At 42.1% G+C, this 14,677-nt stretch carries 17 protein-coding genes; 6 read left to right on the top strand and 11 right to left on the bottom strand.

Annotation, left to right across the window (positions count from 1 at the left end; all coding sequences use genetic code 11):
• Positions 1-6 precede the first annotated feature (6 nt).
• Positions 7-1,281 (top strand): TRAP transporter large permease, encoded by a 1,275-nt coding sequence (locus AC0L46_RS13480; RefSeq protein ID WP_414681062.1) that lies wholly within the window; start codon positions 7-9, stop codon positions 1,279-1,281.
• Between the two features lie 68 nt (positions 1,282-1,349).
• Positions 1,350-2,186 (top strand): aspartate dehydrogenase, encoded by an 837-nt coding sequence (locus tag AC0L46_RS13475; protein WP_414681063.1) that lies wholly within the window; start codon positions 1,350-1,352, stop codon positions 2,184-2,186.
• A 106-nt stretch (positions 2,187-2,292) separates the two neighbouring features.
• On the opposite strand, the gene AC0L46_RS13470 is transcribed toward AC0L46_RS13475, so the two are convergent.
• Complete coding sequence (locus tag AC0L46_RS13470) at positions 2,293-3,204, bottom strand: LysR family transcriptional regulator (protein WP_473504285.1); 912 nt, start codon at positions 3,202-3,204, stop codon at positions 2,293-2,295.
• Positions 3,205-3,394: 190 nt separating this feature from the next.
• Between AC0L46_RS13470 and AC0L46_RS13465 the strand changes: the two genes are divergently transcribed.
• Together AC0L46_RS13465 and AC0L46_RS13460 are read left to right on the top strand one after the other, a co-directional pair.
• A complete protein-coding gene (locus AC0L46_RS13465) occupies positions 3,395-3,832 on the top strand; it encodes a DoxX family protein (RefSeq protein WP_473504283.1) in 438 nt (145 codons plus the stop codon).
• 64 nt (positions 3,833-3,896) lie between these two features.
• Entirely contained in the window at positions 3,897-4,700 is an 804-nt protein-coding gene (locus tag AC0L46_RS13460; protein ID WP_473504281.1) for a DODA-type extradiol aromatic ring-opening family dioxygenase, read from the top strand.
• A 74-nt stretch (positions 4,701-4,774) separates the two neighbouring features.
• On the opposite strand, the gene AC0L46_RS13455 is transcribed toward AC0L46_RS13460, so the two are convergent.
• From AC0L46_RS13455 to AC0L46_RS13445, 3 genes are read right to left on the bottom strand one after another with little or no spacing between them, the layout of a single operon-like run.
• Positions 4,775-5,515: an alpha/beta fold hydrolase gene (locus AC0L46_RS13455; protein WP_473504279.1), complete on the bottom strand. Its 741-nt coding sequence runs from the start codon at positions 5,513-5,515 to the stop codon at positions 4,775-4,777.
• Positions 5,508-6,215, bottom strand: coding sequence for a fibrobacter succinogenes major paralogous domain-containing protein (locus tag AC0L46_RS13450; RefSeq protein ID WP_317003244.1), 708 nt, complete (start codon positions 6,213-6,215; stop codon positions 5,508-5,510). The genes AC0L46_RS13455 and AC0L46_RS13450 overlap by 8 nt, the downstream gene beginning before the upstream one ends.
• 42 nt (positions 6,216-6,257) lie before the next feature.
• Positions 6,258-7,208 (bottom strand): SDR family oxidoreductase, encoded by a 951-nt coding sequence (locus AC0L46_RS13445; protein WP_473504277.1) that lies wholly within the window; start codon positions 7,206-7,208, stop codon positions 6,258-6,260.
• A 161-nt stretch (positions 7,209-7,369) separates the two neighbouring features.
• On the opposite strand from AC0L46_RS13445, the gene AC0L46_RS13440 reads away from it, so the two are divergent.
• The gene (locus AC0L46_RS13440) at positions 7,370-8,263 is read left to right on the top strand and encodes an AraC family transcriptional regulator (protein ID WP_473504275.1); all 894 of its coding nucleotides are present in this window, start codon (positions 7,370-7,372) and stop codon (positions 8,261-8,263) included.
• Between the two features lie 15 nt (positions 8,264-8,278).
• Here AC0L46_RS13440 and alaE read toward each other — a convergent pair whose 3' ends face one another.
• From alaE to AC0L46_RS13405, 7 genes are all read right to left on the bottom strand, one after another.
• The gene (alaE, locus tag AC0L46_RS13435) at positions 8,279-8,692 is read right to left on the bottom strand and encodes an L-alanine exporter AlaE (protein WP_473504273.1); all 414 of its coding nucleotides are present in this window, start codon (positions 8,690-8,692) and stop codon (positions 8,279-8,281) included.
• Positions 8,693-8,748: 56 nt separating this feature from the next.
• Positions 8,749-9,114 carry a nuclear transport factor 2 family protein gene (locus AC0L46_RS13430; protein ID WP_473504271.1) on the bottom strand — a complete coding sequence of 122 codons (366 nt, stop codon included), beginning with the start codon at positions 9,112-9,114 and terminating at the stop codon, positions 8,749-8,751.
• A gap of 37 nt (positions 9,115-9,151) precedes the next feature.
• A complete protein-coding gene (locus tag AC0L46_RS13425) occupies positions 9,152-9,445 on the bottom strand; it encodes a HigA family addiction module antitoxin (protein ID WP_473504269.1) in 294 nt (97 codons plus the stop codon).
• Between the two features lie 68 nt (positions 9,446-9,513).
• Positions 9,514-10,047, bottom strand: a complete 534-nt coding sequence (locus tag AC0L46_RS13420; RefSeq protein WP_473504267.1) for a DinB family protein — start codon at positions 10,045-10,047, stop codon at positions 9,514-9,516.
• 71 nt (positions 10,048-10,118) lie between these two features.
• Entirely contained in the window at positions 10,119-10,388 is a 270-nt protein-coding gene (locus AC0L46_RS13415) for a Txe/YoeB family addiction module toxin (RefSeq protein ID WP_473504265.1), read from the bottom strand.
• Positions 10,381-10,635, bottom strand: a complete 255-nt coding sequence (locus tag AC0L46_RS13410; RefSeq protein WP_473504263.1) for a type II toxin-antitoxin system Phd/YefM family antitoxin — start codon at positions 10,633-10,635, stop codon at positions 10,381-10,383. The genes AC0L46_RS13415 and AC0L46_RS13410 overlap by 8 nt, the downstream gene beginning before the upstream one ends.
• A gap of 155 nt (positions 10,636-10,790) precedes the next feature.
• Positions 10,791-11,915 carry an HNH endonuclease signature motif containing protein gene (locus AC0L46_RS13405; protein ID WP_473504261.1) on the bottom strand — a complete coding sequence of 375 codons (1,125 nt, stop codon included), beginning with the start codon at positions 11,913-11,915 and terminating at the stop codon, positions 10,791-10,793.
• A gap of 715 nt (positions 11,916-12,630) precedes the next feature.
• Between AC0L46_RS13405 and AC0L46_RS13400 the strand changes: the two genes are divergently transcribed.
• Positions 12,631-14,523, top strand: a complete 1,893-nt coding sequence (locus AC0L46_RS13400) for a methyl-accepting chemotaxis protein (protein WP_473504259.1) — start codon at positions 12,631-12,633, stop codon at positions 14,521-14,523.
• Positions 14,524-14,677: the final 154 nt, after the last annotated feature.

The following is a 14,677-nucleotide window of genomic DNA, read 5'->3' as shown; positions in this document are numbered from 1 at the left end:
GCTTTCATGATTACAATATTACTTCCGCTGTTTTTAATTCTGCTGTTACTTGGCTTGCCAATTTATGGCTCATTGGCTTTTTCCGTCATCGGCTCAATGGAATTGGCTGGTTCTATCAACCCAACCATCGTTCCTATGAGAATGTTCTCAGGCATCAACAACTTCTCATTAATGGCCATTCCTTTTTTCATCTTAGCGGCTGAATTAATGCGAGTTGGTGGCTTGTCTACTCGACTCATTAAACTGGCTCAAGTATTAATAGGTTGGGCGCCAGGTGGTCTGGCTTCTGCCGCTGTTTTGTCCTGCCTATTCTTTGGTTCTATTTCTGGCTCAAGCCCAGCAACCGTGGTTGCCATTGGCAGCATCATGTTTCCCGCTTTGGTTGAAGCAGGTTACAGCAAACGCTTTGCCATTGGACTACTAACAACCGCTGGCACTTTAGGGCCAATTGTTCCTCCTAGTATCGCTTTAATCATTTATGGTTCCGTCACCGCAACCAGTATTGGTCAGCTTTTCGCTGCGGGCATATTACCGGCTCTTTTGCTTGGCGGATTATTAATCATCTACTGCATGATTTATTCAAAAAAGAAGCAATACGCCAGAACACCGTTTCCTACTTTCAAAGAAATTTCAGCGGCTTTTAAAGGCTCGGCTTGGGGCTTAGGACTTCCAGTCATTCTACTTGGCGGGATTTACAGCGGCATTTTCACTGCGACAGAATCCGCGGCAGTCGCTTGTCTTTATGGATTGTTTGTTGGCATGGTGATTTACAAACAAGTCAGTGCGAAAGACTTATGGGAAATACTGCAAAGCACAGGCTTAATTTCTGGCTCTTTATTGCTGATCACAGCCGGCGCGTCTGCTTTCTCATGGTTGCTAACTATTACAGGAACGCCATCAGCATTAGCCAATGCTGTGCTGTCTTTAAGCGATTCTTCTTTTGCGATTACCGCGTTGCTCAACCTTATCATGCTGATTGCTGGCTTCTTCCTTGATAGTGCTTCCGCGATCATCGTTTTAGCGCCATTAATGACGCCAATCGCTTCCCAAGTGGGAATTGACCCTGTGCATTTCGGGATTATCAATTTAGTGAACTACTCCGTCGGCATGATTACGCCACCCGTCGGACTGAACTTATTTGTTGCTGTCAGCATTTCTAAAATGGGACTTTTTGAAATATTCAAAGGCTGTATCCCTTTCTTACTCATCTTACTCGTCGGCCTAATGATCATTACTTATGTACCTTGGCTTAGCTTGGCAATCCCTAGCTACCTTTTTTAGCCGTCATCACATTTTAAACAGCACCTTATTCCACATGAGGTGCTCTTTACATCAACTCAAGGATTAAAATGAAATCACAAACTCGATTAAAAGTTGGCATTATTGGTTTAGGCGCAATTGGTGGTCATGTAGCCAATTGCATCGAAAAAGGCGAAGCAGGCAACGCGGAACTCGTTGCTTTAGTTTGCCGCGACAAAGAAAAGTACCTAACCATTAACAAGGATCAATCCAGTCATTTCAAATCATTAATCACAGATGATATCGAAACACTTTTTGCCGCAAAGCCAGATATTGTTATTGAAGCCGCAGGCCAAGAATCTCTCAGCCAATACGGCATTGCCATACTAGAAAAAGGCATCGACCTTTTAGTATCAAGCATCGGCCTATTTACCAACGACGATATACTTGCTGCCTTCACACAGACCGCAGAGCAATCTGGCGCTCAAATGTTATTGTCCGCAGGCGCATTACCCGCTTTGGATTGGATGTCTGCCTCTTCTTTATCTGAAGTAAGCAATGCCGCGATTACTCAAGAAAAACCTGTTATCTCTTGGAAAGGCACACGCGCCGAAGAGTTAATCGATTTAGATTCTATTACTGAACCAACCTGCTTCTTTGAAGGAACGGCTCGCGAAGCCGCCAATATTTTCCCAAAAAGCAGCAACATCAGCGCCATGTTGGCTCTTGCTACCGTTGGTCTAGACAATACCAAAGTCCGATTGGTCGCAGATCCTATTAGCCCAATCATGAACACGCTTATTGAATTTGATAGTGAAGTGGGTCAACTGCAACTGAACTGCCAAGGCATACCTTCTCCAGAAAACCCAAGCACAAGCACAGGCGTTCCTTTGTCTATCGTGAAATCCATACGCAATTTATCTTCGTCGATTCATTATGGAATCTAGTGTTTTATAGGAACACATTTCCACAGACAGCAAACGAGCTTCCATAAAAACAAAGGCAGGCATTCGCCAATACATGAGCGAATGCCTGCCTTTCATCCAAAGTACATCAATAATCATCCCAATAAGGCGGTTCGCCATAATAAGAGCCGATGAAATCAAGAAAGGCGCGAAGCTTCGGCGGCAGCAATTTACGGTGTGGGTAAACCGCATACAAGCCCATGGAATCGAAGGCGTAATCTTCCAAGATTGAAATCAGGCGGCCTTCTTTCAACGCCTTTCCCACAATAAACGTAGGCTGCAATATATAACCTTCTCCTGCGATGGCCGCCGTCATCAATATTTCGCCGTTATTCGCCACCAAACCAGATTGATTGTTCTGCGCGTGAGCCCGTAAAGTTTCCACTAATGGCTGCTCTGATGGCGCAAGGTTCATATAGCTGTAGCGCAGGAAATCCCCAGCGATCAAGTCATATGGATGATTTGGGTAACCGTTTTTCTCCAAATACGAAGGCGCGGCACACAAAGCCAGTTTGATCGGCGCGATTCTTTTGGCGATCAAAGAAGAATCCTTTAAATGACCAATTCTTAGTGCCACATCGACGCCTTCTTCGATCACGTCGACCTTGCGATCACTCAATTCCAAATGAACGCTAACCAAAGGAAACTGCTTTTTAAAATCCCGTATCAAAGGCGAAAGGTGAAGCGTGGAAAAAGACACAGGCGCACTAATGGAGAGCTGACCAGAAACCGTGCTTTGCAACTCACCAAAGTAACTGTCCATATCGTGAATGCTTTCTAAAATACTCACCGCATGCTGCAAACATTGCTCGCCTTCTTCCGTCAAATGAACACGCCGAGTGGTTCGGTTAAACAACCTCACGCCCAATTGCGCTTCAAACTGAGAAACGTACTTGCTCACTAATTGGTTCGAGAGCTGTAATTTTTCCGCTGCCTTGGTAAAGCTGCCCTCTTCTGCCACCGTGACAAACGCCTTCATTGTTTCAATACGATCCATCATGGCTCCCATTCTGCGTCTGAAATAACCAGTTTAATTGCAAACCCAATTACAAATAAAACATTGATAATAATTCAACAAACACTCAATTTATCAATTAAATTATAACCAATAATATACATCTCAATCAGATTGAGCCAGACACTCTGCTCCGTCTTTTCTTATTCGTGAAAAACTTTAAAGGAGTCACCCAATGAACAAACAGAAGCTACTACAATCAAACGCAGGCTTAAGCGCTTTTATCTTAAGAATCCCTGTTGGTATTGTGTTAGCGGCACACGGCGCACAAAAACTCTTCGGTTGGTTTGGCGGTTATGGCCTAGAAGGAACAGGACAATGGATGGCAAGCATTGGACTTGAACCGGGGTACTTTATGGCATTATTGGCTGGCAGTGCAGAATTCTTTGGCGGCTTAGCATTGGTGCTTGGTTTGCTGACTCGCCCAGCGGCTGCTGTAAGCGCGTTTACCATGTTGGTTGCCATCTTTAGCGTCCACATCAGTAACGGATTATTCATGTCGAACAATGGCTACGAATATGCGCTGGTCTTGTTTGCAGCAACACTCACATTAGCAATTCAAGGCGCTGGCCGCTACTCAGTAGACAACGCACTTGTGAGCAAAAATACATAAAACCGCATTCACATCATCTCTTCCCAGAACAAAGAAGAGATGATGTCATCAACTAGGAAGTAACATGACCTCGAATCGCAACATTGTTTACCTTTCCCATGGCGGCGGCCCAATGCCTTTGCTGAACGAGCCAAGCCATGACGAGATGATCCAGACTCTGAAAACAATTGGCAAAGACGTTGGAAAACCAAGCGCCATCTTAGTAATAAGCGCCCATTGGGAAACTCAAATCCCTACCGTCACATCGGCGCGCTCTCCTGAATTAATCTACGATTATTACGGCTTTCCTGAAGAATCCTATCAAATACAATACCCATGCGCGGGCTCGCCTGAATTGGCACATGAGATTCTAAACAGCTTACACAAACAAGGCATTGATGCCACGCAAGATGAACACCGTGGCTTCGATCATGGTTTGTTTGTGCCGCTTAAAATCATGTACCCAGACGCCGACATTCCATGTGTTCAGCTTTCATTGGCAAAAAGCCTCGATGCGGCATTACACATTCAAATCGGCGCAGCATTACAAACATTGGATTGGGACAATTTATTAATCATTGGTTCAGGCTTTTCATTTCACAATATGAAAGCGTTTTTCTCGAAAAACTCAAACCAAGCCGACGTGAAAAACATCGAATTTGATCATTGGCTAACCGCCACAATGGAAGGCAAAAACGTCTCTGAAGAAAACCGAAAACAGGCTCTGGTTAATTGGTCATCTGCGCCTTCTGCGAGATTTTGTCACCCTCGCGAAGAACATTTAATCCCGCTTCATGTATGCTATGGCGCAGCGAATAAAGCCAGCGACCACACCTACAAAGCAAAGATACTAAACAAACAGGCTTCTATGTTTACTTGGCGGTGCTAAGATCAATTAAGCAATGAAAAATAGCCGTCATAAAAAGGCTTAACGGCACTTAAAGCATTTAACGTGAACAGAACTCAATGACGAAAACGTCCGTTTTGTAAGAAATGAATTGTTTGCTCAATGACTTCTGGGCTTGATCGCATTTGAGTATGGTTAACGTCAATCATGACGAAATCACTCATATTCTTTAGCTTCGCAGATTCAACCGACACCAAGCCATCATTTAATCCATCAAATCTTTCGCTGGTCAAACTTGAAGACTTAGTTCCTGCGATAACCCCGATACTCAAATTAATCTCTTCAAGCGTATTCCCTAAACTATTATTGCCTGTCATCAGAGCATGGCTGATGCCACCACCGACTTTCATCAACCAAGAATCACTAAAATGATCCGCCAACTCACTGCCTTTATTTGGCGTCCCCATTAACACGACCTTCCCCATTCTTGCTGGTTCTATCGTAGTTTTGTGCTCTTGCAAATAAGCTCTAATCACCAAGCCGCCAAGGGAATGACCAACAAAGTGCACTTTAGGTGCAGACACAATACAAGCATCGATTTGATAACGTGTTTCGCTCAACACACTGTCCACACTTTCACCGATCGTTGGATAATCCAAACTGCACACTTTATAGCCTGCGGTCTCTAACTGTTCTTCCAGTTTTCGCATCGACCAGTCACTTCGCCCCAAGCCATGAGCAAGAACCACCAACTCATCACTTGGTTTATAAACTGGCACCGCTTTTTCAAAACTGGCACAACCAGCCAATGTCATAAGAGTCCAAAAAGTGATCAAAGAAACAAACTTTCTACTCATTATTAGCCTCGATCTTCACACATCGAACCGTAAGCATATAATTCTTTTTCAATTGAGTTCTGCGGATTTCTCCTTTATGTGTATTCCACCAAGAGTAGGCTAAGGTTCTCGCATAAGCATTTTTTGCTGTCGCTGAGCTACTTGTCCAAAACTCCGTATACATGCCTTGTGTAAGATAATGTTTACCTAGCTTTACGCCTGCAGGTGTAGCTGAAAATTGGTATTTGTTTACCTGAGATTGATCAAAACGCTTAAACAACGTATTCGGCTGCTGAGCTTTCAGAGTAATGGCGATGTCGTTTTCACCGCGCCACCCTTCGTTGTGCAACTGAGACTCCTCAATACCAATGGCTCTTTCCAGAGCCATCCAATCCTCGTCAGAAGCAACTCGCCAACCTTCAGGGCAAATGTTGCGCTCATCAGACACATCATTCCAATCGTAAAGCCGACCATACTTCAATAAATTACTTTCATCGACATCTGGGATAAAACCTGTACTGACGTTACTGCCATCTTGGAAAGTCGTTGTTCGTAAATTCTCTGCTAACCAAGTTTGACCGCCAATTTTCACTGTTCGATAGATATTACCGTCCGAATCCTGAACATTGCCCTGCAATTCACCTTTTACACTGTTGATATCACTTGCCACTACAGCCGTCTGCAACATAAAACTTCCTAAAATATAAATAAGCGCTTTCATAAATCCGTCCCAATCGAGCTTCCATTGGTCAAATAAGCCGAATTAAATAGACCATCTAAATGATGTTTCTTTCTCGGAAAGTGTCCATAGCTTGGTTTGTTCTGTTTTATTTAATACAAATTCGCCTATCTTGCTGCCATCGACTGGTCCACCAAAGTTCATAAAACCTGTTGGCCCGTAATAAGCTCGCTCTTCCAAGTGATCTTCCGTAGCACACATAACTTCTGGGTACGCGCCTTTCTCAGCTGTTTGAGCAACGCCAATTTTCACCATAAATGCCCAAGACATTCGAGTCATATAACTGGCGCTTTCTCTGATCAAAGAAGTATTTGATGCACCAGGATGGCAGACATATACCTTTACTGTTTTACCCGCCGCTTGGATTTTGTCCTGCAGACCATAAGCGAACATGGTTTGTGCTAACTTACTTTGGCTATACACTTTATTTGGATGGTAGTTCTTATCCCAATTCATATCCTCAAACTGGATCCTTCTTAGGCCCATTTTGTGACCTTCACTAGAGACCACCACAATTCTTCCTTGTGATTGATCTATTCGGTCAAAGAGCAATCCGCATAATAAAAAATGACCGTAGTGATTCACCCCAAGTTGACTCTCAAAACCGTCGACAGTCAGCTGTTGTTGTGCGATTTGCGCAATAGCACCATTGCATATCAGAGCATCAATGCTACGAACTTTTTCCAATATTTCTTTTGCCGCTTGTCGAACAGAAGCCAATTCTGCCAAATCTATGGTGATATAACTCACCTGCGCCGTGTCACCAAATTCACTTTTTAACGCTTTAACCGCCGCTTCAGATTTACTCGGGTTGCGATTCAACATCACAACATTCGCTCCTTTTGACAGTAAAATCCGGCTTGCCTGAAACCCTGCGCCAGTATTGGCTCCCGTAATTAGGTAGGTTTTACAAATTAATGAATTTAGATTTTTAGGTGTCCAGCCCTTAGGGCCAAATTGCTTTTCAATTTTCATAACGTTATGCCTGCTCTATTCGCTAAATGGTTTGAATTAATATATGTGCACTATAGACTCACAGACATCATATAAATAGGCGAAATACTCTCTAAAAATTGCCTATTTGTATCCGATCTTTGATTCCTAAAAAACTAAGTGCTAAATTAGAATCTACCCCCATGAACGAATACAGAGCTATGAGCAAAGAACGAATCGAACAACTCATTCACAGCAAAATGAATGAAAGCAGCTTGATAGACACAAGCATAAAAGGCGTCCAATTATTTAAAATAACGAACTCTGTTCGCTGCTCGCCAGCGGTTTACGAACCGTCCGTCACCGCAATTGTTCGTGGTAGCAAAGAAGCCATTGTGAATGGAAAAAAGCATGTCTATGACAACAGTCGATATATCAGTTGCACCATGTCCATGCCTATTGAAACTGGCGCGCCCAATTGCTCACCAGACGATCCATTGATTGGAGTGTATATCTCACTCGATACCAGCCTGATGACCGAACTGACCTTAGAATTAACCAGCTCGGCTGGATCGTTTCGCACGCCAAAAAACACGTCACATTCTCAAGGCTTATCAACAGCCCTTTGGGACGATGACTTTACCGATGCCCTATATCGTCTTTTACAATTAGATAAAAAAAACCTTGATTTAGCGATTCTTGAGAAGGGCCGTCTACGTGAGCTTTACTACACGATACTGAAAGGTGAAGCAGGAAACGCGTTTAGAAGTGCCTTTGGTGTAGGGAATGAGATCGCCCGCTCGATTGAGTTTTTATCATCAAGCTTAGATCAACCAGTGACAATAGAAGAGATGGCAGACCAAATTGGCATGAGTCGAGCCGTATTTCATCGTAAATTCAAACAAGCCACCAACATGTCACCCATCCAATTTGTTAAATCCATGAGGCTAAACAGTGCCGCCACCAAAATAGCCGAAGGCACAAATGTAAACATCGCCGCCATGGAAGTTGGTTACGTCAGCTCATCCCAGTTCAGTCGAGAATTTAAACGAATGTATGGGCTATCGCCGAAGCAATGGAGCCAAACACAACATTAAATCGTGTAGCGCCTATCATTTCGGAACATTCACCACACCCGCCCAAGCTCGAACATAATCAAGGTAAAGCCCAAATGGGCGACTGATGATTAATATGATGCCTGCTGTTGTCGAGATAAGCGTGACGATTTCGTCCCAGCTAGCGCCAGCGATAATCAAAGTCAGGATATAAATAGGCAGTTGAAACGACATAAAAGCAACGCTGTCTGTAACCATAACGCGCCATACTTTTGTTGGTTTCAGGGTTTGAAATAACCAGTCTCGCCACATTCCATACGGCCGGCCAGTCAAAAGCATCATGGGAATCATAATAAGGCGAGTGATTAAAACTTCTTTCAATTCCATACCCGCAATAAAGATCTCAGTAGACGCCGCCAAAGCGGTAAAGAACACCACCGTGGCAAGTGAATCAACAACAAATGCTCGCATACTCAGTCTATATCCATTTAAAGAATCATGTGTTGGTTAGGGGTATGAGTGTTTTGTTAATTTCCCTCACCCGTACCAACAAAACCGATCATGCGAGACACTCGCTCTCCTTCCTTTTCAACAAAATATTGACCTAATTGAACTTGCTGCAAACCATCTGGCCCCATACCGCCAAACGCGACAGTGACACGAGTGACGCTGGCTACGGTATTGCTTTTCACCACTTTCGCTGTCCAACCGGGCGCATTAGCACTGAACATACCGACATAGTCATTTAAGGCTTCAATACCTTCTAGAGTGTCAGGCGTACGAGGATCGTCGTAACGAATATTGTCTGTGACCGCGCTTGTGATCTTAGCCAACCGAGACTCAGCTTCTGCAACCTGCCAAGCTTCAAAAAAAGTTGTGATGCTGCCTGACATATTTCTCTTCTCGTTTTGGGGGATTTGTTGCATTCCACTAGGCTACTGCGAAATTTATCGGATGCACTTTGGTTAGATTAATATTTTGTTTGGCTTGCCAAAGATTATAGTTATCTTGCATTGCTAACCAACTCTCTGGACTTCTCCCCAACGCCTTAGACAACCTTAAGGCCATTTCAGGAGTAATGGAACTTTGTCCTTTAAGAACTCTGTTAAGCGTTGAAGCAGAGACATCCAGCTGTTTCGCGACAAATCTACAGCTATAACCAAAAGGTTCCATATAGACATCGGAAATGAATTCACCCGGATGCGGTGGATTATGCATAGTCATTAGTGATAATCCTCGTAGTTTAAATAGTCCAGCGAAGCACTGATTGCGCTGCGCCTTGTTATATCCTTTTATTCATTTGGAATGCTAACCAGTAAATCTGTTACCCCAACATCTATGCCTAGCTGATATAAAAGAGTAGAAACTTGGCCCCGATGATGAGTTTGGTGATTAAAGAAGTGCTGAATGAGATGCCCAAAATTTTTACTAAATGGCTCCCCTTTGGTGTTGTTATACAATAAATTCGACGATAACACTTCGTCATTAAGCTCACATACAAAATCTTTAATAACCCTGTCCAGCTTGATTCGGGCGCTCTCGAGGCTCCTAAACTCATGATACAAAATGTCATTTAGAGATTTTGGCTTTTCTAGAGCACGAACGTAATCAAGTGTTTTCAATTCTAACGGGGAGTCAGCGAATCGTTTGAGCCAGATTATATCTCCAACCAGAACGTGATTGAGTGTGCCGATAACTGAGCCAAAGAATGCTCCTCGGTTCTCAAATAGATCATTGGCGTTCAATTGAGATGCTGCCAGATAGATACTTCTATTCATCCACTGATTGTAATCCGCCATTAATTCAAAATTTGACTTTAAAGACATGACTTTCCTTTAGGTATAACACTAAGTTAGCGCACCAAAACCTTGTTAGTTTCCTGACCTTGAAACTCCATTTAATAGTGATAGCGACATGAGATTATCGTTATTGCCTGACTGTCAACCGCATAAACCAACCTATTAGTGTCATCAATACGGCGAGACCAAAAACTAGATAGGTTTTCCTTTAATGGCTCAGGCTTACCTATACCATCAAATGGAGAACACTTTGCATCGTTGATAAGTTTATTGGTACGTTTTAGGGTCTTCTTGTTTTGAGTTTGCCAATACTCGTAATCAGCCCATGCATCATCAGTCCACGAGAGCAAACGTTGACTACTACTCATCAATTAGCTCTCGTGCTGATGTCTTTCCAGCACGAGACTGCGCAATTGACCGATTTAAATGCTCTGCATTTTCTGGAGAACGCAACAGGTGAACTGTCTCCATAAGGCTGTTGTAGTAGTCTAAAGACATTACAACAGCATCTTCAGAGTCACGGCGAGTAATTACTGTCGTATCTGCGTCATTCACGACACCATCTAAAACAGCTTTAAGACCATTCCTAGCCTCAGTAAAAGATACAATTCTCATAACAATCTCTACTTGTACATTTTATTGAACAAGTATGGACACGTAGATTTGACTTGTACAGTTAGTTGAACATATTTACTCAGCTAAGCAAATAACGTCGCGCTCTGCGGAAATTTTGAAGCGCAGCGGAAAAATTGTCCGACAGCAGCGCTTTGTTACATAGAATATTCAAACTCGTCATCGTCAATATACCAAGAGACGCTTGAGTCTTCATCACTAAACCCGCTTCCAATAGCAAGACAACTTGCAGTGATATTTAGCCATTCATTTTTAACTGAAACTGACTTCACTAGCAATATAGCCATAGAGGATTTACGGCCAGACAAGTGACATGTATCTGAAGTGCAGCTAGTAGCCTCCCAAGCATCAAATTGAAAGTCCACTCTTATCTTGGATTTTCGCCTGTAACCATGCTTAATACGATTCCTTCCTCTGTCTACGTCTGAAATAGACTTGTAATAATAAGCACCACGCAAGCATATAAACCTCCCGGGAGACAACAATGTCTTTAACTCACCAATTGACCACCTGTGAGTTATATCAACTACTGGTATTTTCCTAATGAGCTGCTCTAATATACTGGAGGTATAGTAATACAATGTTGTACCTTCTCCACAATCGTAAAGCCTATATGTAGGTTTAGAATCAATCTCCCATTTACTAGTATCTTGAATAAGCCCCAGAGAATTAACCATCCCATTTTCTTTTACAGCATAAAAATATGGTGATTGAGTTAAATTAATCTTAGATTTCTTTGCCAATTGAAACATGCGGTTATGATTTATGTAGTCCCACATAGAACCATTTGTATCCATTAACCCTAGAATCGCTCGAGAGTCTTTTCTTTTGACTGCTTCAATCCATGCTTTTTTATGATCTTTTAGTTGCCTTTTAGTTAATGATAAGGATAGATCTCGGGTCGTGTGAGCGTCGTTATGATGCTCAAGGCATAGAACTACTAAGTTACTTTCAGAATGATCTTTCGATTCACTCCACTGATTTATGTGGTGAATAACTACAGATCTATTTGGCTCCCTACAAACACAGCATATCCGTTTAGACTCATGAAGTAGTTTACTCACAGTTTCAGGGGGTATTGGAGGCCGAGCCTCTTTAGATATTATTGATATAGAGTTTTCTTCGAGCCCAATCTCTTTGAGCTTATTTTTCTTCATCTCTTTTAATTTAGAGAGTGTGTATCCTCTATCAACTAATTCTTGTGCCTTTTGAGTATCAATTTCTCTCGCGACTAAAGCTTCAAATGTTCTTTTAGAGGTCACGAAACACTCCTTGCTATGTAACACTTTATTAATGCGCATGCGCGTTTACACATTTTCAACATTTTCTAAATATCCCTACAAGCTACTGATTTTAAAGACCTTAATAGATATATTAACAAAACCAAAAACTGGCAAAACGAGCGTACGAATTATTCCTTTTATTCACAGCATGTTATTTCGACGCTGCAAACCTTGTTGATTGATACTAAAAGACTTTTTGTTTATCGGCCAGTATAAACGCGCAAAATCGAGTTATTTAAAATGGTAAAATAAGAAAGGTATAGAGAAATTTAAAAAATAGTCGACTGATTAATATATTTCCCCTATAGCTTTTTGTTTGTCGGCCTAAAGGCGCGACCTACTATTGAGATGATGTTGAATAAGTAAAAACTACGTTCTCAGCGTCAGATTGCGGTTTTTCCACCCTTTATCGTGACCTAGTTTTTTGGTTAGTTTATTAAAGTTTCTTTATATATCAATCACATAAATTCTTCTGTTTTTCTCTTTTAAAATTAAGTAAAAATATCCGTAATATTTTTTGCAGAGTGCTGTGTATAGCCCTATATTTAAAGCGCTGCCAGATGTTTAAAACTAATAAATCACTTATGTTTATTTATTTTATTTTTCTGTTAGAATCGCCCAATCTGACCAGTAGGTCAGCATATAAGCTTCCCCTAAATTAGCCATTTAGTCATCTCAAAAAGGTCCAAATAAAGTGTCTTTAAAACTGCGTCTTATCTATGCGTTTGTCATAGTGGTGTTGGTAACAACCATTTCTATGGGTTTGTTAAGTTTCTATCAAGCTAGATCCGTTATGTTAGAACGGACGACTACGACAGAACTGCCAGCTCAACTTACTCAAGTAAAAAACGAAGTTGAGAACCAAATCGAAACATTGGCTGTGAATGCTGAAATATTGGCAAACAACCCAATTATTTTAGATTGGGCACGAAATGGCTATCCTGAGTCTGGCGAGAAAAATCTTGTTGAATTGTTAAACAACATTAAAGATCGCTTAGGGCTTGATGCTGCTTCTTGGGCAGACAGAGAAACTGCTAAATACTGGAACCAAGATGGCTTTTTGCGTGTCATGCAACCCGGTCGCGATACATGGTTCTACGATTTCGTGGCGTCTTCTGATACTAAGAATGTCAGTGTTTACCGCAGCAAAACCAGCGGTGAAGTACGATTATTTGTGAACTACCAAAATACGAGCGGCCGTGGTTTAGCTGGTTTTGGTATGGATTTAGATAAGATGACGAATTATCTAAATAACTTCTCTTTTAATGGCAGCGGCTTTGTTTATTTAATTGACCAAGACGGCACATTAAAAATCCACAGAAATGAAAAGCTGTTGGAAACAACTAAAGTTGTAGACCTGTACGGTAAAAAAGTCAGCGACACGCTATTAAAGCGAGATGGCTTAAATATTGTTATGGCAGAAAATTCTGTTTTAGCCAGTCAGTACATTCCATCTATGGGCTGGATATTGGTGGCAGAAATTCCTAATGAAGCCATATTTGGTGGTGTTTCATCAATGGGACACTCTCTGTTAATAATGGGTATTTTGCTAAGCATCATTACCATTGTTGCGGCTTTCCTTATTGGCTCAAGATTAGTTAAACAGTTAAGCGTGGTTGCCAACAACCTTAAAGAAATTGGTGAAGGTGAAGGCGATTTGAACCAACGCTTGGACGATGAAGGTCCAGTAGAGTTGGCAAATATCGGTAACGGCTTTAACAAGTTTGTTAGCATCATTCACAACTTGGTGAAGCAAGTTAGCCAGACTAGCCGCCAATTAAGCGACGCTTCTGGCCAAATGCTGAATTCAGCTGACGATATGTTGAACGATGCGAGACAGCAAAGTGAACGTACTTCTATGGTTGCCTCCGCAATCCATGAAGTTGAAGCCTCTGTAAGAGAAGTTTCTGCAAACGCTGCGGATGCAGCCAATACAGCAAATGAAGTCGAGCGTGAAGTAAAAGAAGGCTTGAACGTCGTTTCTACTGCGAAAAACACAGTAGAAAACTTAGCGGAAGAAAGTAAGAAAACCGCGAAAATCATCGAAGAGTTGGCGAAAAACTCAGAGCAAATAGGCGGTATTTTAGAAGTCATTCGCAATATCTCAGAGCAAACAAACTTGCTTGCATTGAACGCGGCCATTGAGTCTGCGCGAGCAGGTGAGCAAGGTCGTGGGTTTGCGGTGGTTGCTGATGAAGTTCGTAATCTTGCGAAGCGTACGGCGCAATCAACAGATGAAATCCAAGTGATGATTGACCAACTGCAAGCCGAGTCTCGCAAGGCCTTAACCGCGTCTCAATCTGGTCAAGAAATTGCGGGAGAAGGTGTTGGTTCTATGAAGATTGCAGAACAGTCTCTGAACAGCATTTCTTTGCAAGTTAACGCTATGAACAAAACAAACCAACAAGTTGCCTTGGCGACCGAGCAGCAATTGTTGGCAATTGAAGATGTTGCGAAAAACGTAACAGGCATTCAAAACGCGGTAGAAACCAGTGTGACAACCGCAAACAATTTGTCTGGCAACAGCAAAACATTGAGCAGCTTATCCTCTACATTGGATAAACTCGTTGCTGGCTTTAAAATCTAAAGTCACCGAGTAAAAACAAGCCCAGTTGGTGAAAGCCAGCTGGGCTTTTTACTGTCTAATAACGAGTGATAAAAGAGACTTAAGATTGAGTTATTTCATTCACGATAAATTCTTTTAACGAAGGCACATATTACTTGGACTTTGGATGATTAAT

The organism is Marinomonas sp. 15G6-16 (genome assembly GCF_055809555.1).
The sequence above is the reverse complement of the archived record's forward strand: the minus strand, read 5'-3'. Positions and strand labels throughout refer to the sequence as shown.

Bases quoted from the DNA above. Each gene is read 5' to 3' on its own strand.
- AC0L46_RS13480 (WP_414681062.1), top strand. From the start codon at position 7: ATGATTACAATATTACTTCCGCTGTTTTTAATTCTGCTGTTACTTGGC.
- AC0L46_RS13475 (WP_414681063.1), top strand. From the start codon at position 1,350: ATGAAATCACAAACTCGATTAAAAGTTGGCATTATTGGTTTAGGCGCA.
- AC0L46_RS13470 (WP_473504285.1), bottom strand. From the start codon at position 3,204: ATGATGGATCGTATTGAAACAATGAAGGCGTTTGTCACGGTGGCAGAA.
- AC0L46_RS13465 (WP_473504283.1), top strand. From the start codon at position 3,395: ATGAACAAACAGAAGCTACTACAATCAAACGCAGGCTTAAGCGCTTTT.
- AC0L46_RS13460 (WP_473504281.1), top strand. From the start codon at position 3,897: ATGACCTCGAATCGCAACATTGTTTACCTTTCCCATGGCGGCGGCCCA.
- AC0L46_RS13455 (WP_473504279.1), bottom strand. From the start codon at position 5,515: ATGAGTAGAAAGTTTGTTTCTTTGATCACTTTTTGGACTCTTATGACA.
- AC0L46_RS13450 (WP_317003244.1), bottom strand. From the start codon at position 6,215: ATGAAAGCGCTTATTTATATTTTAGGAAGTTTTATGTTGCAGACGGCT.
- AC0L46_RS13445 (WP_473504277.1), bottom strand. From the start codon at position 7,208: ATGAAAATTGAAAAGCAATTTGGCCCTAAGGGCTGGACACCTAAAAAT.
- AC0L46_RS13440 (WP_473504275.1), top strand. From the start codon at position 7,370: ATGAACGAATACAGAGCTATGAGCAAAGAACGAATCGAACAACTCATT.
- alaE (WP_473504273.1), bottom strand. From the start codon at position 8,692: ATGCGAGCATTTGTTGTTGATTCACTTGCCACGGTGGTGTTCTTTACC.
- AC0L46_RS13430 (WP_473504271.1), bottom strand. From the start codon at position 9,114: ATGTCAGGCAGCATCACAACTTTTTTTGAAGCTTGGCAGGTTGCAGAA.
- AC0L46_RS13425 (WP_473504269.1), bottom strand. From the start codon at position 9,445: ATGACTATGCATAATCCACCGCATCCGGGTGAATTCATTTCCGATGTC.
- AC0L46_RS13420 (WP_473504267.1), bottom strand. From the start codon at position 10,047: ATGTCTTTAAAGTCAAATTTTGAATTAATGGCGGATTACAATCAGTGG.
- AC0L46_RS13415 (WP_473504265.1), bottom strand. From the start codon at position 10,388: ATGAGTAGTAGTCAACGTTTGCTCTCGTGGACTGATGATGCATGGGCT.
- AC0L46_RS13410 (WP_473504263.1), bottom strand. From the start codon at position 10,635: ATGAGAATTGTATCTTTTACTGAGGCTAGGAATGGTCTTAAAGCTGTT.